This is a genomic window from Paraliobacillus sp. PM-2 (genome assembly GCF_001368815.1).
In the GTDB taxonomy this organism is placed as follows: domain Bacteria; phylum Bacillota; class Bacilli; order Bacillales; family Amphibacillaceae; genus Paraliobacillus.
This window is the reverse complement of record NZ_CTEI01000002.1, coordinates 65,062-83,103: the sequence shown is the minus strand read 5'-3', so window position 1 is coordinate 83,103 and position 18,042 is coordinate 65,062. Positions and strand designations below refer to the sequence as shown.

Sequence of the window (18,042 nt, the reverse complement as noted above, 5' to 3'; positions counted from 1 at the left end):
GATGAAAGTAAAAACACCAATACAAGTACGTTATCAAGAAACCGATCAAATGGGGGTAGTATATCATGCTAATTATTTAGTATGGTTTGAAATCGGGAGAACTGCTTTTATTGAAGCACTTGGTTTTGAATATGCTGCGATGGAGGATCAAGGCATTGTTTCTCCAGTCATTGATGCACATGTTTACTTTCAACAACCAATTCGTTATGGGCAACAAGCATATGTTCATACTTCGCTTGAGTCCTATGATGGCATACGAACAACTTATCGATATGAGGTAACTGACGAAGATGGTAATATTGCTGTTTCTGGAACAACCAAACATGTCATTGTAAAAAAAGAAAACTTTAAGCCGACGTCATTGAGAAAAAAGTTTCCAGAATGGCACCAAGCGTATGTAAAAGCTTTGGGAGATGAGTAAATGGCATTTGGATTAAAACGTGCTGAGTTAAATGAATGGAAACAAACAGTTACAAGTGGAAAGATTGCATTTCTAACACACTATTGGTTGGATGAGCGATTCCCAAACTGTAATACAGTAACAAAAGTAGGATGTAATGATCTAGATAAATTAATCGCGTGGGGAGAAAAGTATCAATTATCCCCTGATTGGATACATCACGATAAAACGTATCCTCATTTTGACTTATTTGGAGCTAAACAAAAAGAAATCCTTATAAAAGAAGGAAAACATGCACAAATTCAACGATTTCATTTATAACAAAAATAAGCATTGATTTTGATTAAATATAACAGGAACTTCGCCCAATGCTATTTTCTCAATAAGCACAAATACGTTTATTATAAAAAATTTTAAGCCAAAACAGTATATCTAGAACATAAAAAATAGCCGAAGGTTTTACTTCGGCTATTTTTTATGTTTTTCTGGTACGGGATCGTAACCACCGGGGTGAAATGGCTGGCATTTCAAAATACGTTTAATCATTAAGTAGCCACCTTTGAATCCACCAAAGCGTTTGATCGCTTCCAAACTGTATTGTGAACACGTTGGGTAAAATCTACAGGTTGGTGGTTTCACAGGACTAATAAATTTTTGATAAAATCGAATCAATCCAATAAATATATATTTCATTTTATCACTTCTATTCGTTTGTTTTATCATAAGTAATAGATGCAATGGCATCATGTAAGTGAATGGATTCTTCATTACGGCAAATCACATGAAAAGCTTGTACAAAATCTTGTTCATATAAATCTGCTGCAACTAATCGAACCATATCCTCAACAAAACGAGGATTTTCATACGCTTGTTCTGTTACCATTTTTTCATCAGGTCGTTTTAACACAGGATAAATACGGGCACTAGCATTGCTTTCAGCTGCTTCTAATAAAAATGTTTTCCAATCAACAACTGATTCATCAAAATCTTTGTTTAATTCAATTTCCATTGTCATTTTTCCGCGCTGGTTATGTGCACTATATTCGCTGATTTCTTTTGAACAAGGACAAAGGGTGGTGATTGTTCCAGTTAATCCTGTAATAATGTCGTAACCAAAATCTTTATTATAGTTTATTTGAATATATGCATCAGCATGATTTAACCCACTAAACGCAGCAGAAGGACTTTTGCGTTCAAAAAACCAAGAAAATGAGACCTCTAAAAATGCATCATTTCGCTTTAAACGTTCTGCTAATTCTTTAGTGAAAACCTTTAAATTTGAGATAGATAGATCAAATGAGCCATCTGAAAGATAAGCATGTAATTGCTCTGTAAATCGACTCATATTTGTCCCTTTGCTATTTTTCGAGACTGTTGAAGAGAAAGAAAACTCTCCAACAGATGTTTGTAAAGAAGGATTTAAGTCACTATTTATTTTAACTGGGTATTTAACATTTGCAATGCCCACAGCATCTAAATCAAACAAAAAATCATTTTGTGTGTTCTGCAAATCGGCCATTACCCCTTTTTCAGTAGGCTTTACTTTTGGACCCGGTTCTACAGATCCAAATAATTTATGTCTTTCATACTTGCTGGGTAGTTTTATTTTTCTGCTTATGCCTATCCCCATCATGAAAACCCCTTTCACTAGCTGCTGTCTAAAAGTATAATTTAAAAAAAGAGCACGTTCAATTTTTATGTCTTACGTCATCGGGATGTACGATAGTAAAAGAGATTTACTCACTAGTTTATTCATGAGTAAATCTCTTATTTTTCTAGCCTACATCCATTTAATTTTTGGTTCTGTTTTGTTAATGATTCTTTTGATGTTGGCAAGATGTCGATAAAATACAAATAGTGTTAATATACTAGTTACGATAAGTAATCCAGTGTCGCCTAGGAAAATGGTTGTAATAATTGAAATAACACCAGTAACCATGGAAGCTAAAGAGACATATTTACTTATAAATAAGACGATGAAGAAAGATAACATCATCATTCCAAATAATAATGGACTAAGACCTAATAACATACCTGCAGAGGTTGCTACTGCTTTTCCGCCTTTGAATCTTGCGAAAACAGGGTACATATGGCCGACGACGGCAAAAATACCAATGATTAACGGGTTAATATCTGCACTCACTTGAAAGAGTAGTGGTAATAATGTTGCGAGTGTTCCTTTTAAGATATCTGCAAGTGTAACAATGATTCCAGCCTTTATTCCTAATACACGAAAAGTGTTGGTTCCACCTAAGTTACCACTCCCGTGTTCTCTAATATCGATGTTATATCCGATCTTTCCAACGATTAAGCCAGAGGGAATGGAACCAATTAGATAAGCTACTATTAATAATAATACATATGTCATGATGCTTACTCCTTTTACTAAAATACAGTATCGTTATTTTAACACGAAATGCTTAGAGAATGTATAGTTATTTTGTATATTAAAGAGAAACGATGTTTTTAAACCGTTAAAAAGGGAATGGTATAATCAGTACGGGACTTAGCATTTTGTGTTATTTTTTATCTAAAATTACGATGCTGAGTAAAATAGGAGGAGTAGTAAATGGACTATAAACATCCAAGTCAAGCAGAGATAAAAGAGATTCTTCAAAATGCAAAAACAATAGCAGTTGTTGGTTTATCTGATAAACCGGAAAAAACATCCTATCAAGTTGCAAAAATAATGCAGGAAAAGGGTTATCGTATTATTCCTGTTAATCCTACGATTGAATCAGCACTTGGTGAAAAAGCATACCCTTCTTTAGATGATGTACCTGAAAAGATTGATATTATTAATGTGTTTAGGAGATCCATCTTCCTTCAAGATGTGGCTAAAGATGCAATTAAAACAGATGCCAAAGTATTCTGGGCACAACAAGGAATTTTTGATCAAGAAGTGTATGATTGGTTGAAAGAACGAGATTTTTCGGTTATTATGGATTACTGCATTAAAGTCGCATATGGAATGATACAATGATATAGTAGCAAAAATCTCTGTTGATACAGAGATTTTTTTGTTGGAAATAGTAAAATATCTCATTTATTTACTCAAACATTTGTTCTAAAATATAGATATTTCACGATTTTATGGTAACATAGTGTTTGTTACTAGTGTTTTGAGAAAGGGGCACTTACGTTGAATAAACAAACAAGCGCTTATTCCGATGATTCCATACAGGTCTTAGAAGGACTTGAAGCTGTACGAAAAAGACCTGGCATGTATATCGGAAGTACAGATGCAAGAGGTTTACACCATCTTGTGTTTGAAATAGTAGATAATGCAGTTGACGAGGCGTTAGCTGGATTTGGAACGAAAATTGTTGTTAAAGTACATAAAGATAATAGTATTTCTGTTACCGATCAAGGAAGAGGAATGCCAACTGGGATGCACCGTACTGGAAGACCAACACCTGAAGTTATTCTAACTGTACTTCACGCTGGAGGTAAATTTGGACAAGGTGGTTATAAAACATCTGGTGGGTTACATGGTGTTGGTGCATCAGTTGTTAACGCATTATCAGAATGGTTAACAGTAATTATACACCGAGAAGGGAAGATATATCAGCAATCCTTTCATCAAGGAGGGTTACCAGAAACTGGTTTAGACGTGGTCGGGAAAACAAAAAAAACCGGAACAACCATTGTATTTAAACCAGATTCATCTATTTTTTCTACAACAACATTTCAATATGAAATTTTAGCTGAAAGACTACGAGAAGCAGCCTTTTTATTAAAAGGTTTTGAAATTGTGCTAGAAGATGAGCGAATAGAACAAACAGAATCTTTCTGTTATCCAGAAGGATTGAAATCATTTGTAGCTTATTTGAATGAAGAAAAAGATACACTTCATCCTGTTGTCGCTTTTGAAGGCGAGCAACAACAGCTAGAAATTGATTTTGCCTTTCAATTTAATGATGGATATGCAGAGAGTATGCTCTCTTTCGTAAATAATGTTCGTACCAAAGATGGTGGTACACATGAGTCAGGTGCACGTTCAGCGATCACAAGGGTCTTTAATGATTACGCAAGAAAAATGAATCTGTTAAAAGAAAAGGACAAGAATTTAGAAGGTAATGATATAAGAGAAGGGTTTACTGCAATTGTGTCTGTCCGAATACCTGAAGCACAACTACAGTTTGAAGGACAAACCAAAGGAAAGTTAGGAACATCTGAAGCACGTTCTGCAGTAGATGCTGTTGTATCCGAAAATCTTGCTTATTTCTTAGAAGAAAACCCAGAAATAGCTACGATGCTGTTAAAGAAGGCTGTACGAGCAAAAGAAGCTAGAGAGGCTGCAAGAAAAGCTCGTGAAGAATCGAGAAATGGAAAAAAGAAAAAAAGAAAAGATTCTTTATTAAGCGGAAAATTAACGCCAGCACAATCCAGAAATGCGGAAAAAAATGAATTATATTTAGTTGAGGGTGATTCGGCTGGTGGATCTGCTAAGCAAGGTAGGGATCGTAAGTTTCAGGCTGTGCTCCCACTACGAGGTAAAGTAATTAATACAGAGAAAGCTAAATTAGCGGATGTCTTTAAAAATGAAGAGATTGCTACGATCATTCATACGATTGGTGCTGGCGTAGGTGGAGACTTTAATTTAGATGATGTGCAATATAATAAAATTGTTATTATGACCGATGCTGATACAGACGGTGCGCATATTCAAGTATTATTGCTCACCTTTTTCTATCGATATATGAGAGAACTTATTGAAGCAGGCAAGGTATATATTGCGCTGCCACCACTTTATAAAATAGCAAAAGGAAAAGGCAAAAAAGAAGTAATCCATTATGCTTGGAATGAAGATGAAATGAAAAAGATTATTAAAGAATTAAAAAATGGATATCTTCTGCAGCGATATAAAGGACTTGGCGAAATGAATGCGGATCAATTGTGGGAAACAACGATGAATCCTGAATCAAGAACACTTATTCGTGTAACGATTGATGATCTAGCTCGTGCAGAACGCCGTGTAACGACACTCATGGGAGATAAAGTGGCACCACGACGAAAATGGATTGAATCCCATGTGGAATTTGGTTTACAAGAAGATGCAAATATTATGGATAATGAAAATATTCATACGTAAGAGGAGGTAAGACAGTTGGCTTCAACAGAAAAGTATCTTGATTTACCCTTAGAGGAAGTAATTGGTGATCGATTCGGTCGATACAGTAAATATATTATACAAGATCGCGCGTTACCTGATGCCAGAGATGGCTTAAAGCCAGTACAACGAAGAATTTTATATGCGATGCATGAAGAAAAGAATACATTTGATAAACCATTTAGAAAATCAGCTAAAACTGTCGGTACAGTAATTGGTAACTATCACCCGCATGGAGATAGTTCTGTTTATGAAGCGATGGTTCGCTTAAGTCAAACATGGAAAGTTCGTAATGTACTCGTTGAGATGCATGGAAACAATGGTAGTGTGGATGGGGATCCACCTGCTGCGATGCGTTATACAGAAGCACGCTTATCTAGTATTTCATCAGAATTATTGAGAGATATAGATAAAGAGACAGTAGATTATATTCCTAATTTTGATGATTCAATTGATGAGCCTGTTGTATTACCTGCTCGTTTTCCTAATTTACTTGTGAATGGTTCAACAGGTATTTCAGCCGGATATGCAACTGACATACCACCTCATAATATAGGTGAAGTTATTGATGCCATTGTAAAAAAGATTGATCAACCTTCCATTTCTATTCAAGAATTAATGAAAATCATCAAGGGGCCTGATTTTCCTACTGGTGGAATTATTCAAGGTGTAGAAGGATTACAACAAGCATACGAAACCGGAAAAGGAAAAGTAGTTGTCCGTGGTAAAGCTGCTATTAAAGCTTTGAGAGGGAATAGAGAACAAATTGTTATCGATGAGATTCCATATGAAGTAAACAAAGCTGCTTTAGTAAAGCGAATGGATGAATTACGTATTGATAAAAAAGTAGAAGGTATTGCAGAAGTACGAGATGAAACAGATCGAACTGGATTACGCATTGTGATTGAATTAAAGAAAGATGCAGAAAGTGAAGGCATCTTGCATTACCTATATAAAAATACAGACTTACAAATTACGTATCACTTTAATATGGTTGCAATTAAAGATAAGACACCGAAGTTACTAGGATTAAATGAATTACTAGAAGCATATATTTCTCATCAAAAAGAGGTAGTAACGAGACAATCTACATATGATTTAAAGAAAGCGAAGAATCGTGCCCATATTGTTGAAGGGTTAATAAAAGCCATATCTATTTTAGATGAGTTAATTGCAACCATTCGAGCATCAAAAGATAAACAGGATGCAAAGAAAAAAATTCAAGCGGCCTATGGTTTTTCGGAAGCTCAAGCAGAAGCAATTGTTAATTTGCAATTATATCGTTTAACGAATACAGATATTACGTCCTTACAACAGGAAGCAGAAGAATTACGTATAAAAATTGGGGAATTAGAAGCAATTCTCGCAGATGAAAACAAATTATTTTCAGTTATTAAATCAGATTTAAAGCAAATAAAGAAAAAATATAATACATCTCGTTTAACAAAAATAGAAAATAAAATTGAAGAATTAAAGATTAATCTTGAAGTGATGGTAGCAAGTGAAGATGTATTGCTATCCGTAACAAGAGATGGCTATATTAAACGAACCAGTTTACGCTCCTATGCCGCCTCGAATGGGGAAGATTTAGCAATAAAAGAAGATGATCATCTCGTTGCATTACATGAAATAAACACAACAGATACGATTCTCTTATTTACAAATAAGGGAAAATATATATTTGCACCCGTTCATACACTACCAGATATTCGTTGGAAAGATCTTGGACAGCATATTTCTAATATTGTTCCAATAGATAAAGGGGAATGTATTATTAAAGCGATACCTGTTCGTGATTTTAGTAAAGAGAATTATCTAATCTTTATTACGAAGAACGGAATGATAAAACGAAGTAAATTAGATTTATATGAAGCACAGCGTTATTCAAAAGCTTTAGTGGCTATCAATTTAAAAGGCGACGATCAATTAATAAACGTCGATTGTACAAATGGGGATGCAGATATTTTTATCGCTTCAAATCGAGGGTATGGTCTATGGTTTAAAGAATCAGAGCTTACCCCAATTGGTCAGCGAGCTGCTGGTGTAAAAGCGATTCAACTTAAAGAAAATGAAGTGGTTGTTAATGGTGTCGTATGGGAAGCAGCTAATCAAGCCGTTCATTTAGTAGCGATCACTCAAAGAGGTGCGGCTAAACGAATGAAATTAGGTGATTTCGAGCAAATGTCTCGTGCAAAACGAGGACAAGCCATGTTACGCGAGTTAAAACAGAAACCTCATCGATTAGTCGATTTATTATTAGTAGATCAACAAGATATTGTCCATGTATCTACAGAGAGTGGACAAAAACAGACATTATATCCAATGGAGTTAAGTGTGAGTGATCGTTATAGTAATGGATCATTTATATTAGACACGGATGAAACAGGTGCTGTAGTCGATAGTTGGAAACAAGCAAATTACACGAAAGTTTTTGAAGACAATAACAACTGATTAGAATAAATAATATGTATATTTATGATTTATTCCCCAAATAATAAAAAAAAGATTGGGGTGAATCATATAAATGCGTAGAAAGCCAAATAATAATTCAAAAAGTCAAGAACAACAAAGGCAAGAAATAGAACAGTTTGAACAAGAAGGTACGGAAATAACAAAGCAACAAATTCAAGATATAAATATGGAAGGTACCATTGATCAAACACTTCAATAAACGAAAAACGAAAGCGAATGTCTAAGAAGGCATTCGCTTTCGTTTTATATTTATATCGATAGTATTTCTATTTATGTGGATTTGCAAGGATAATCGTGGAAGGATAGTTGTCAAAACCTCTCGTTACTGTTTTTGCGGTGTGACTGTCCGAACCAGGAATTAATGCTATACCTAATTCATTTGCTGTTTCCATTATGTTTTTAGGAGGATACATTTTCTTGCAAAATTCTTTATATAACCCCGCTGTATTCGCATCTAATGTGTAATTGCGCTGCTTCACCAAATGTAATAGTTTGATTATTTCTTTCTCATAGTTATTTATTGGTGGATATTGTTTAGAGAATTTCTCCACTAAATTAATGTGTCCAATTCTTGTTGGTTTAAAAGGACCAAGATCGGCGTTAATACTGGATGCAACAGTTTGGAAATATGCCTGATAGACTGCATCAACAGAGCCAAATAAGGTAATGATTTCAGAAAATGCTTCTACACTGTAATCAAGACAAACGTAAGAATTATCTGACGTTTGAAGCATATGTACAGACAGAATTGCATCATCAATTTCTTCACCGAATTGATTAAGAAATTCCATTGTTTCTGCTTCAAATCCTTTAATATAATCTACTTCAAAACCAATATTTATTTTCAATTTGTCTTTATACTGTTCTTTTAATTTATTTCCTTCACTAATATACGATTCAACATCTTCGAGTCGCATGGCACTGTCTTTTTTTGGTACTGGGTCCGTAAATGATGGTGGTAAAGGAGCATGTTCCGTAAATGATATGGCATTAAGTCCTTTTTTAATTGCCGCTTGTACGTATTCCTCCATACGATCGGATGAACCATGTGGACAATAGTTTGTATGAATATGATAGTCACCATTAATTTGCATCGTTTTTCTCACCTCTCTTTTAATATTCTAACTTACATAGTATAGTAATGAAAAGCTGTTTTATAGTAGTAACGTAACGTTTTATAAAAAACATCATTTGGAAATTTTTATTGACGAAACAGATGTAATCATGCTATTGTATGTACAACAGTTACTTTACCTAAGTAAAGCGGTAATGTATTAAAGTGTCAGGAGGTGCTTGTTCATTGTTTTTACCTGAAGGTAGTCAAGATGAAACGGGATTAATTTTAGATAAGAAGGCAAAGGCAACCGAGTTATTTCGTAAAGTTGCTATCACTCGAGGATTTAAAGCCATTTCGACTCCCGTAGTAGAATATGCAACGACATTTACGAACCCACATGTAGGGATGAAGTTACATAGCTTGTTGAAATGGTTTAACAGAGAAGGAGAAATTGAAGTATTACGAGCAGATTGGACAACAGCTATAGCAAGAGCTCTTATTACCCAACAATCGACGCAAACAAAATGGTTTTATGAAGGTTCAGTCTTTCGAAATGATAAAGATGGGATCGAGTCTAAACAGGCAGGAATTGAAATGATAAGAACAGAACCTTTTCTAGGTGAAGCAGAGAGTGTATTAACAGCTGTTGCATACTTAAACGAGCTAGGAATAACTAATTATCTGATTGAATTAGGTCATACAGGAATTTTCGAAGAGCTGACTGCCTCCCTTTCATTAGATGAGAAAACAGAAAGTTGCTTACGCGAGGCGATGCATGATAAGCGAAAAGACATTGTGTATGATATTGCATTAAACCATGGTTCACCAGAGAAGGCTGCACAACTGACTCAATTAATAGATGCATATGGAACTGTAGAGGAATTAAAAAAGTATCAATCGATATGGAAAGACAATCAACGATTAAGCAATATTTTTAGTCACTTAATGGATTTAGCCAAAGTAATTGAATCTAGTGGAGTTGGTGAAGTATTGATTGATTTAGGTAGGGTGAAAAATTTACCTTACTATTGCGGTACCATGTTTAGAGGATATTTAAAAGAAAAAGGGGAAAGTTGTTTTTCCGGTGGACGATACGATAAGCTATATGAACAATTTGATGAGAAAGTTTCTGCTGTAGGTTTAGCTTTTGATCTTGATGTATTAGCTAAACATTTCAAAAACCAACAGTCCAAAGAGAAAATCTGCATTCTTGCTTCAATAGAAACCCATGTCAAAGCAGAAACGCTTCGTACATTGTATCCGAATGCACTCGTGGACATTCAATATGAAATAAAAAATAGAGATAACTATGATAAAATTATTAATGTAGATAACCAGATCGTTAAAATTAATTAGGTGGTGTAGCATGAAACCAACAATCGCTTTAACAAAAGGTAGGTTAGAAAAGCAATTTATTAAGTTTTTTGAATCTTTAAACTATGATGTAGAGCCTATTATAAATAAAGGAAGGAAACTACGTGTTGAAACAGATACCTTTCAATTTATTTTTGCTAAAGGACCAGATGTTACCACCTATGTAGAGCATGGGATTGCTGATCTAGGAATTGTTGGTGGTGATATATTAGCAGAGTTTCAACCGGATGTTTATAATTTAATTCCATTACCATTTGGTCATTGTAGTATGGCGGTTGCTACTGAAAAAGGAAAAGTTTGGCCTGATCAAAAAAAGAAGATTGCAAGTAAGTATACCGGTATCACAAAAGAACATTTTAGAAATAAAGGTGAATCAGTTGATATCATAAAACTAGAAGGTTCGGTGGAATTAGCACCAATTTTAGGTTTAGCTGATGGAATTGTTGATATTGTGGAAACAGGGACAACACTAAAAGAAAATGGTTTAGTTGTGCAAGAAGAATTCTTTTCGTTTAGTGCCAGATGTATTGCGAATCGATCATCATTAAAAATCAAGCGTGCAGTACTTGCTCCAATTATTGAATCTTTTCAGAAACAGGGGGAACATGTATGATACAAACATATAAACCGGCTGATTTTCAGGAGAAATTTATTCAAAAGAAAAAAACAAATCAAACAGATGATCAATATTTTCAAGTAGCGAAAGAAGTAATTACAGCTATTCGTGTTCAAGGTGATGAAGCATTAACAAAGTACGTAAAGAAGTTTGATCATTTTGTTCCAACCAATTGGCATGTTTCTGAAATCGAGAGGAAGCAGGCTTGGGAAAAAGTTGATCAACAAACAGTTGATGCACTTAAACGTGCAGCCGTAAACATTAGATCATTTCATAAAAAACAACTACAGAATTCTCGTCTTATGCAAACCGATGACGCTATTATTTCTGGTCAGTTGCACCGACCAATTGAACGTGTTGGTATCTATGTTCCTGGTGGTACAGCATGCTATCCTTCTTCTGTATTGATGAATGCAATCCCTGCTGTGCTTGCCGGTGTAGAAGAAATTATAATGGTAACACCAGCAAGAGACGGGGAAGAAATAGCACCTATTCTATCTGTAGCAGCTGACATAGCGGGTGTAACAAATATTTATAAAGTCGGTGGTATTCAGGCTGTTGCGGCCTTGGCTTATGGTACAGAATCGATCCCAAGTGTGGATAAAATAGTTGGACCAGGTAATGCCTATGTAGCTGCAGCAAAAGCGCTCGTTTATGGTGATGTAGGTATTGATATGATTGCTGGTCCATCTGAAGTAGCAATTATTGCAGACGATTCAGCTAATCCAAGTTTTATTGCAGCAGATCTGATTGCACAAGCAGAACATGATACGAATGCTAGAGCATGTTTATTTACTACTTCTGAGCAATTAATAAAAGCTACAGAGGAAGAAGTGAAGAAGCAATGTGACGTGTTACCGAGAAAAGAAATTGCTGCAACAGCATTAATGAATCAAGGTGCCTACGTCAAATGTCGCGATTTAGATGAAGCATTTCGTTTGTCTAATCAATTTGCTCCAGAACACCTAGAAATTCACTTGGATAATGCATTATCCTATTTAGGAAAAATCAAGCATGCAGGTTCAGTATTTTTAGGACATTATACTCCCGAATCTCTAGGTGATTACTATGCTGGTCCAAATCATGTATTACCGACTTCCGGAACAGCTAGATTCTCTTCTGGACTTTCTGTCGATGATTTTATGAAAAAAACAACATTTATTTATTATTCAGAAGATGCTTTATCACAAGTATCTAATGATGTTATAACGATTGCTAATGAAGAAGCTTTAGCTGGTCATGCAAGAGCAGTGGAAAAAAGAATCAATCAGAAATGAGGGTGAATAGATGAGAATAGCGAATAAAGCAAGAAAGACAAATGAAACAGCTATTGAAGTTGCGGTTAATTTAGACGATGCAAAAAAAGTTTCTATCACAACAGGGGTTGGATTTTTTGATCATATACTAGAATTATTTGCTCGACATGGCCGTATAGGGTTGACTGTAAAAGCGGATGGTGATTTGCATATTGATAGTCACCATACCGTTGAAGATGTTGCTATTGTATTGGGACAAGTTATTAGGGAAGCTTTAGGTGATAAAAAGCAAATCACACGTTATGGTACAGCCTATGTTCCAATGGATGAAACGTTAGGTTTTGTTTCTTTGGACATTAGCGGACGACCTTATCTCGTATTAGATGCAACATTTGAAAATCAAAAATTAGGTAATTTTGATACGGAACTTGTTAGAGAGTTTTTGCAAGCTTTTGCAGTACAAGCCGGTATTACCTTACATGCACGAATTCTTTATGGGCTAAACACACATCACAAGGTGGAAGCTATATTTAAAGCATTAGGACGAGCTTTAGCTCAAGCTATTCAAATTGATTCTTCGATTGAAGGCGTAAATTCAACCAAGGGGTTAATTGAATGATTGCCATAGTAGATTACGGGATGGGAAATACCGCAAGTGTTGAAACAGCTTTTAGACAGTTAGGATACGATGTTATCATTACCGATAATCCAATTATATTAAAAAAGGCTTCACATATTATTTTACCTGGCGTCGGTTCATTTCAAGCAGCGATTGAAGAAATTGAAAAAAGAAAGTTAAAATCCGTATTACAAGAACTAGCTGAAGTGAAACCATTTTTAGGAATTTGCCTTGGTATGCAGTTGCTTTTTACAGAAGGGCATGAAGGTGGCAGAACAAAAGGACTAGATTTGATTCCCGGTACGGTAACAAAAATAGAAACACCTTACTTACTACCGCACATTGGTTGGAATGCGTTGAATATAGTTGCAAAAGATAGCGCTTTTTCTCATCTTCAAGAGCAGCACGTCTATTTTGTTCATTCATTTATGGCACAAACTGATCCGAAATATATGATTGCGACAGCGGAGTATGGCCCTAATGTCACTGCTATTGTAAGAAAGGGCAATATATACGGTATTCAATTTCATCCTGAAAAAAGTGGTGAAGTTGGAAGAAACATATTACAAGTATTCTTAAAAGAGGTGGCAAAATGAAAATTATACCGGCTATAGATTTAATTGATGGAAAATGTGTTCGGTTATATCAAGGGGATTTCAGTAAAACGGAACAAGTGGCAAATGATCCAATTGAACAATTAAACACTTTTATTGCAGATGGTGCGCAGATTATTCACATAGTTGATTTAGATGGTGCTCGAGATGGCGAAGAAAAACGACAATACGAGTTAATCGAAAAGTTATGTGATATAGCTACGGTTCCTGTACAAATTGGAGGGGGCATTCGAACAATAAAGACTGTTGAGAAACTAATTCAAGCGGGTGCGGATCGATTAGTGCTTGGAACAGCTGCAATAGAAGATCCATCTTTCCTAAAAGCAGTCTTGGCAGAGTATCCATCACATATTGTTATTGGAATTGATGCAAAAGATGGGAAAGTAGCTACCCACGGGTGGGAAACTGTATCAGAAGTTAATGCGATTACTTTTGCTAAAGAAATGGAGCAATTAGGTGTAGAATCGATCGTTTTTACGGATATTTCAAAAGATGGTACGATGTCAGGACCAAACATTGATGCATTGAAGCAAATGAATGACGCGGTAACTTGTAATATCGTCGCATCAGGCGGAATTAAAGATAACAACGATATAGATGCTTTAGAAAAAATCGGAATAAAGGAAGTAATTGTAGGAAAGGCGATTTATCAAGGGAGAGTAACCTTGAGGGGAGCAGATTCATGATAGCAAAGCGGATTATACCATGTTTAGATGTCAAAGAAGGAAAAGTCGTAAAAGGGACCAATTTTGTTGGTTTAAGAGAGCTAGGAGATCCTGTAGCGATGGCAGAAGCATATTCAAAAGCTGGAGCAGATGAAATTGTTTTCTTAGATATTTCTGCTACGAATGAAGGTCGGCAGACAATGATTGATATTGTTCGAGATACGGCTAGGAATGTGTTTGTTCCGTTTACGGTTGGTGGTGGTGTGCGCACGATTGATGATGTGACTGTATTACTTCAAGCTGGAGCAGACAAAGTAGGGATTAATTCCGCAGCAGTAAACAATCCTAAGTTAATTACAGACGCTTCATCGCGTTTTGGCTCACAATGTATTGTTGTAGCAATAGACGCCAAACAATTTGATGGTGGGTGGCATGTGATGACGCATGGTGGCTCAAAAGATAGTGGGTTAGATGCCGTTATGTGGGCAAAGGAAGTTGAAAAACGTGGGGCAGGAGAAATTCTGTTAACAAGTGTAGATACTGATGGTGTGAAAAATGGTTTTGACCTTGCTTTAACAAAAGCAATTGTTGATTCGGTGCGTATTCCAGTGATCGCCTCAGGGGGTGTCGGACATCCTGACCATTTTTCTGAAGTATTTAAAGCAACAGATGTTTCGGCGGGGTTAGCTGCTTCCATTTTTCATGAAAATACTTTTACAATTAAAGAAGTGAAAGACAGTTGTAAAGGACAAGAGGTGAATATCCGTGAATCCTGATTTTTCAAAAGGACTGTTACCAGCGATTGTTATGGATGCAAATACAAAAGAAGTATTGATGTTAGCATACATGAATGAGGAATCCTATCAAAAAACATTAGAAACAAAACAAACGTGGTTTTATTCACGTTCAAGAAAAACATTGTGGCATAAAGGAGCAACTTCAGGAAATACGCAACAAGTGGTTTCTATCTCACTTGACTGTGATCAAGATAGTATTTTAATTTATGTAAACCCAAATGGTCCAGCGTGTCACACAGGAGAAACTTCATGTTTTTTCAATCAAGTGTATCAACAAAAAGGAAAATCGGTTAAAAACGACTGGAACGTAATGGAAGAAATGATGACAGAAATACAAGAAAGAAAAGAGCATCCTATAGAAAATTCTTATACAAACTACTTATTTACCAAAGGGATTGATAAGATATCCAAAAAGGTAATCGAAGAAGCAGGAGAAGTAGTCTTAGCTGCCAAAAATCAAGATCCAGAAGAAGTAGTGCTTGAGGTAAGTGATTTAATATATCATACCTTTGTATTAATGAGTGAACAAAATGTTTCTCTCAATCAAGTAAAAAATGAACTCGCTAGACGTACGTTAAAAAAAGGAAATAGTAAGGGAGATAGACCAGAAATCAAGGAGTGGTAAAACTTCTTCTTTCTGGTTTTTTATTTAAAAAGTTCTCCGTGTCTGGCTGTCAACTGTAAATATATTATGTAAACAATATCAATTGTAAAAACTCAGCTTTGAGCTTTTACATAAATAAAATTACTTCCAGTAATCATTAATGAATTCATCTCTACCTGATTTGGCACGATCTTTAAGATATTCTTTTTCATTTTTTTTATAAAAATCTTGATGATGGCTTTCTGCAGGGTAGAAAGTAGACGCTGGCAACACTTGTGTAACAATCTCTTGTTTAAATTTATTCGATTTTTGTAAGGCTTCCTTAGATAATAATGCCAACTCTTTTTGCTTTTCATTATGATAAAAAATAGCTGTTCGATATTGTTGTCCACGATCATGGAATTGTCCATCCGGATCAGTCGGGTCAATCTGTGGCCAATATAGATCAAGTATTTGTTGGTATTGTATTATTTCGGGGTTGTATGTAATTTGAACTGCTTCATAATGTCCAGACCTACCTGATTTCACTTCTTCGTAAGTTGGATTATCTATATGTCCCCCAGTATAACCTGATACGACTTGATAAACACCATCCCATTGATCAAATGGCTTTACCATGCACCAAAAGCAACCACCGGCAAACGTTGCTATTTCTTTTGTCATTCTTTATTTCCCCCTTATTTATCGTATGGTTAACTGTATCGAAAAAAAAGAATTTTGTCCATTCAAATGTATAGATATTATGCAAAAACAAAATCTAAAGGAAAAGGTGGTGAGTAATTTGGATCGACAAAAAAGTAGTCGAAACAACCGACAAAAGAAGGCAGGATTGAATCCACAAGGTATAACTGAGGATAAGGCAGATCAACAGCCATTTTCTCAATTAGAAGCAAAAGCAAAAAAAGACAATACGAAAAGATAAAGTAGAATAATTCTTCTAAAAAAAGATCGCTAGTAATTTCTAGTGATCTTTTTAGTTAATCAAAGAAAAGAATTGATTAAAAGAAATTAGTTTTAATTAATTATTTTTTAAATTATTTGAATTTTTTAATTAAAATAGGTTGTGCAATGGCACTGATTAGTAATAAAATAGTAATAATAAATAACCGAATTTGAGAATTAAATAAGCAAGGGGACATCAATTATGACAGAACATAGTATAGCAATTTCGAAAACTACTTCCAAAAAAGAAAAACCGAATCCAACTGATTTGACGTTTGGTGAAATATTTACAGACCATATGTTTATTTTAGATTATGATCAAGAGAAGGGATGGTATGATCCAAGAATCGTACCTTATCAACCAATTACCTTAGATCCAGCAGCAATGGTTTATCATTATGGTCAAACGGTTTTTGAAGGATTAAAAGCATATCTAACCGATGAAGGAGATGTGAATTTATTTCGCCCTGAAAAAAACATTAAACGCTTGAATCGTTCCAATGAACGGATGTGCATTCCAACAATTAACGAAGCACTCGCATTACAAGCAATTAAAGAACTAGTTAAATTAGATGCTTCATGGGTTCCAAATGCACCTGGAACATCCTTGTATATTAGACCATTTGTAATTGCAACAGAACCTTATCTAGGTGTTGCGCCTTCTAAACAGTATAAATTTATTATAATTTTGTCACCAGTGGGGGCTTATTATAAAGAAGGAATTAATCCCGTTAAGATTGCGGTTGAGAATGAATATGTTCGAGCAGTCAAAGGTGGTACTGGAGAGGCAAAAACAGCAGGAAACTACGCATCAAGTTTAAAAGCACAAGAAATTGTAGCGGAGCAAGGATTTGCACAAGTGTTGTGGTTAGATGGTTTAGAGAAAAAATATATTGAAGAAGTTGGCAGTATGAATGTCTTTTTCAAGATTGATGGTGAAATTGTTACACCGGCCTTAAATGGAAGTATCCTTGAAGGTGTAACACGTAATTCCGTTATTCAACTGCTCAAACATTGGAATGTTCCAGTTACCGAAAGAACAATATCAATGGATGAAATTTATCAAGCGCATCAAGCCGGCAAATTAGAAGAAGCATTTGGTGCAGGTACAGCAGCCGTTATTTCTCCAATTGGAACGTTAGCTTGGAACGGGGAAATGTTAGAAATCAACAATAGTAAAACAGGGAAAATATCTAAGCAGCTTTATGATACGTTAACAGGGATTCAATATGGAAAAGAAGAAGATAGATTTGATTGGATTATACAGTTATAAATGAACCAACTAGCATGAAATAGACGACAGTTATTCTTACAGTTCATTGACTTTTGCATGTCTCTAAAGCATAATATGAAATAAATATATTGATAAAAGCTGTGATGAGGATTAGTAGATATACAAGCAATGACAGAGAATAGGATCCGTTGGCTGAAAGGTCCTTCCATGATCGTTTTTTTATCGAACCTACCTCAGAGCTAAGAAGAATAAACTTCATTCGCTATCCCAGCGTTATGG

21 protein-coding genes and 1 other annotated feature (1 of these 22 only partly in view) are annotated in these 18,042 nt (G+C 35.2%); of the genes, 16 read left to right on the top strand and 5 right to left on the bottom strand.

Annotated features, from left to right (window positions below):
• Position 1 precedes the first annotated feature (1 nt).
• Together BN1058_RS09205 and BN1058_RS09200 are read left to right on the top strand one after the other, a co-directional pair.
• Positions 2-421 carry an acyl-CoA thioesterase gene (locus tag BN1058_RS09205; RefSeq protein ID WP_090856347.1) on the top strand — a complete coding sequence of 140 codons (420 nt, stop codon included), beginning with the start codon at positions 2-4 and terminating at the stop codon, positions 419-421.
• Positions 422-721: a hypothetical protein gene (locus BN1058_RS09200; protein ID WP_090856344.1), complete on the top strand. Its 300-nt coding sequence runs from the start codon at positions 422-424 to the stop codon at positions 719-721.
• 147 nt (positions 722-868) lie between these two features.
• Here the strand turns inward: BN1058_RS09200 and yidD are convergent, their stop codons facing one another.
• The 3 genes from yidD to plsY form a co-directional block, all read right to left on the bottom strand.
• A complete protein-coding gene (gene yidD / locus BN1058_RS09195) occupies positions 869-1,093 on the bottom strand; it encodes a membrane protein insertion efficiency factor YidD (RefSeq protein WP_218054214.1) in 225 nt (74 codons plus the stop codon).
• Positions 1,094-1,103: 10 nt separating this feature from the next.
• Entirely contained in the window at positions 1,104-2,030 is a 927-nt protein-coding gene (gene folE2 / locus BN1058_RS09190) for a GTP cyclohydrolase FolE2 (RefSeq protein ID WP_176694489.1), read from the bottom strand.
• A 150-nt stretch (positions 2,031-2,180) separates the two neighbouring features.
• Positions 2,181-2,768: a glycerol-3-phosphate 1-O-acyltransferase PlsY gene (gene plsY / locus BN1058_RS09185; RefSeq protein ID WP_090856335.1), complete on the bottom strand. Its 588-nt coding sequence runs from the start codon at positions 2,766-2,768 to the stop codon at positions 2,181-2,183.
• A gap of 201 nt (positions 2,769-2,969) precedes the next feature.
• Here plsY and BN1058_RS09180 point away from each other — a divergent pair, with 201 nt between their 5' ends.
• From BN1058_RS09180 to BN1058_RS14345, 4 genes are all read left to right on the top strand, one after another.
• Positions 2,970-3,383, top strand: a complete 414-nt coding sequence (locus tag BN1058_RS09180; RefSeq protein ID WP_090856332.1) for a CoA-binding protein — start codon at positions 2,970-2,972, stop codon at positions 3,381-3,383.
• 159 nt (positions 3,384-3,542) lie between these two features.
• On the top strand, positions 3,543-5,495 hold the full coding sequence (gene parE, locus BN1058_RS09175) for a DNA topoisomerase IV subunit B (RefSeq protein ID WP_090856328.1): 1,953 nt from the start codon (positions 3,543-3,545) through the stop codon (positions 5,493-5,495).
• A 15-nt stretch (positions 5,496-5,510) separates the two neighbouring features.
• Positions 5,511-7,964, top strand: a complete 2,454-nt coding sequence (gene parC / locus BN1058_RS09170) for a DNA topoisomerase IV subunit A (protein ID WP_090856325.1) — start codon at positions 5,511-5,513, stop codon at positions 7,962-7,964.
• 73 nt (positions 7,965-8,037) lie between these two features.
• Entirely contained in the window at positions 8,038-8,184 is a 147-nt protein-coding gene (locus BN1058_RS14345; RefSeq protein WP_176694488.1) for a hypothetical protein, read from the top strand.
• A 67-nt stretch (positions 8,185-8,251) separates the two neighbouring features.
• On the opposite strand, the gene hisJ is transcribed toward BN1058_RS14345, so the two are convergent.
• Positions 8,252-9,079 carry a histidinol-phosphatase HisJ gene (gene hisJ, locus BN1058_RS09165; protein WP_090856321.1) on the bottom strand — a complete coding sequence of 276 codons (828 nt, stop codon included), beginning with the start codon at positions 9,077-9,079 and terminating at the stop codon, positions 8,252-8,254.
• Between the two features lie 206 nt (positions 9,080-9,285).
• On the opposite strand from hisJ, the gene BN1058_RS09160 reads away from it, so the two are divergent.
• From BN1058_RS09160 to hisIE, 8 genes are read left to right on the top strand one after another with little or no spacing between them, the layout of a single operon-like run.
• Positions 9,286-10,398, top strand: coding sequence for an ATP phosphoribosyltransferase regulatory subunit (locus BN1058_RS09160; RefSeq protein ID WP_090856318.1), 1,113 nt, complete (start codon positions 9,286-9,288; stop codon positions 10,396-10,398).
• Positions 10,399-10,408: 10 nt separating this feature from the next.
• On the top strand, positions 10,409-11,029 hold the full coding sequence (gene hisG, locus BN1058_RS09155) for an ATP phosphoribosyltransferase (RefSeq protein ID WP_090856315.1): 621 nt from the start codon (positions 10,409-10,411) through the stop codon (positions 11,027-11,029).
• Complete coding sequence (gene hisD / locus BN1058_RS09150) at positions 11,026-12,309, top strand: histidinol dehydrogenase (RefSeq protein ID WP_090856311.1); 1,284 nt, start codon at positions 11,026-11,028, stop codon at positions 12,307-12,309. The genes hisG and hisD overlap by 4 nt, the downstream gene beginning before the upstream one ends.
• Positions 12,310-12,319: 10 nt before the next feature.
• The gene (gene hisB / locus BN1058_RS09145) at positions 12,320-12,907 is read left to right on the top strand and encodes an imidazoleglycerol-phosphate dehydratase HisB (RefSeq protein ID WP_090856308.1); all 588 of its coding nucleotides are present in this window, start codon (positions 12,320-12,322) and stop codon (positions 12,905-12,907) included.
• On the top strand, positions 12,904-13,503 hold the full coding sequence (gene hisH, locus BN1058_RS09140; RefSeq protein ID WP_090856305.1) for an imidazole glycerol phosphate synthase subunit HisH: 600 nt from the start codon (positions 12,904-12,906) through the stop codon (positions 13,501-13,503). Before hisB ends, hisH begins: the two co-directional genes overlap by 4 nt.
• Positions 13,500-14,207, top strand: coding sequence for a 1-(5-phosphoribosyl)-5-[(5-phosphoribosylamino)methylideneamino]imidazole-4-carboxamide isomerase (gene hisA / locus BN1058_RS09135; protein ID WP_090856302.1), 708 nt, complete (start codon positions 13,500-13,502; stop codon positions 14,205-14,207). Before hisH ends, hisA begins: the two co-directional genes overlap by 4 nt.
• Positions 14,204-14,962, top strand: coding sequence for an imidazole glycerol phosphate synthase subunit HisF (hisF, locus tag BN1058_RS09130; protein ID WP_090856299.1), 759 nt, complete (start codon positions 14,204-14,206; stop codon positions 14,960-14,962). The genes hisA and hisF overlap by 4 nt, the downstream gene beginning before the upstream one ends.
• Positions 14,952-15,608 carry a bifunctional phosphoribosyl-AMP cyclohydrolase/phosphoribosyl-ATP diphosphatase HisIE gene (gene hisIE / locus BN1058_RS09125; RefSeq protein WP_090856296.1) on the top strand — a complete coding sequence of 219 codons (657 nt, stop codon included), beginning with the start codon at positions 14,952-14,954 and terminating at the stop codon, positions 15,606-15,608. The genes hisF and hisIE overlap by 11 nt, the downstream gene beginning before the upstream one ends.
• Before the next feature lie 120 nt (positions 15,609-15,728).
• Here the strand turns inward: hisIE and msrA are convergent, their stop codons facing one another.
• Entirely contained in the window at positions 15,729-16,250 is a 522-nt protein-coding gene (gene msrA / locus BN1058_RS09120; protein WP_090856293.1) for a peptide-methionine (S)-S-oxide reductase MsrA, read from the bottom strand.
• A gap of 118 nt (positions 16,251-16,368) precedes the next feature.
• On the opposite strand from msrA, the gene BN1058_RS14175 reads away from it, so the two are divergent.
• On the top strand, positions 16,369-16,509 hold the full coding sequence (locus tag BN1058_RS14175) for a small, acid-soluble spore protein L (RefSeq protein WP_176694487.1): 141 nt from the start codon (positions 16,369-16,371) through the stop codon (positions 16,507-16,509).
• A gap of 222 nt (positions 16,510-16,731) precedes the next feature.
• Positions 16,732-17,802 (top strand): branched-chain amino acid aminotransferase, encoded by a 1,071-nt coding sequence (locus BN1058_RS09110; RefSeq protein ID WP_090856287.1) that lies wholly within the window; start codon positions 16,732-16,734, stop codon positions 17,800-17,802.
• A 92-nt stretch (positions 17,803-17,894) separates the two neighbouring features.
• Positions 17,895-18,042 (top strand) — a binding site (T-box leader) (it continues 68 nt past the right edge of the window).

What these genes read in the sequence shown, in the direction of transcription:
- hisG (WP_090856315.1), top strand. Translation starts at nt 10,409, where the DNA reads ATGAAACCAACAATCGCTTTAACAAAAGGTAGGTTAGAAAAGCAATTT.
- hisH (WP_090856305.1), top strand. Translation starts at nt 12,904, where the DNA reads ATGATTGCCATAGTAGATTACGGGATGGGAAATACCGCAAGTGTTGAA.
- hisF (WP_090856299.1), top strand. Translation starts at nt 14,204, where the DNA reads ATGATAGCAAAGCGGATTATACCATGTTTAGATGTCAAAGAAGGAAAA.
- BN1058_RS14345 (WP_176694488.1), top strand. Translation starts at nt 8,038, where the DNA reads ATGCGTAGAAAGCCAAATAATAATTCAAAAAGTCAAGAACAACAAAGG.
- BN1058_RS09200 (WP_090856344.1), top strand. Translation starts at nt 422, where the DNA reads ATGGCATTTGGATTAAAACGTGCTGAGTTAAATGAATGGAAACAAACA.
- yidD (WP_218054214.1), bottom strand. Translation starts at nt 1,093, where the DNA reads ATGAAATATATATTTATTGGATTGATTCGATTTTATCAAAAATTTATT.
- BN1058_RS09205 (WP_090856347.1), top strand. Translation starts at nt 2, where the DNA reads ATGAAAGTAAAAACACCAATACAAGTACGTTATCAAGAAACCGATCAA.
- plsY (WP_090856335.1), bottom strand. Translation starts at nt 2,768, where the DNA reads ATGACATATGTATTATTATTAATAGTAGCTTATCTAATTGGTTCCATT.
- hisB (WP_090856308.1), top strand. Translation starts at nt 12,320, where the DNA reads ATGAGAATAGCGAATAAAGCAAGAAAGACAAATGAAACAGCTATTGAA.
- BN1058_RS09110 (WP_090856287.1), top strand. Translation starts at nt 16,732, where the DNA reads ATGACAGAACATAGTATAGCAATTTCGAAAACTACTTCCAAAAAAGAA.
- hisA (WP_090856302.1), top strand. Translation starts at nt 13,500, where the DNA reads ATGAAAATTATACCGGCTATAGATTTAATTGATGGAAAATGTGTTCGG.
- hisJ (WP_090856321.1), bottom strand. Translation starts at nt 9,079, where the DNA reads ATGCAAATTAATGGTGACTATCATATTCATACAAACTATTGTCCACAT.
- folE2 (WP_176694489.1), bottom strand. Translation starts at nt 2,030, where the DNA reads ATGGGGATAGGCATAAGCAGAAAAATAAAACTACCCAGCAAGTATGAA.
- msrA (WP_090856293.1), bottom strand. Translation starts at nt 16,250, where the DNA reads ATGACAAAAGAAATAGCAACGTTTGCCGGTGGTTGCTTTTGGTGCATG.
- BN1058_RS09180 (WP_090856332.1), top strand. Translation starts at nt 2,970, where the DNA reads ATGGACTATAAACATCCAAGTCAAGCAGAGATAAAAGAGATTCTTCAA.
- hisD (WP_090856311.1), top strand. Translation starts at nt 11,026, where the DNA reads ATGATACAAACATATAAACCGGCTGATTTTCAGGAGAAATTTATTCAA.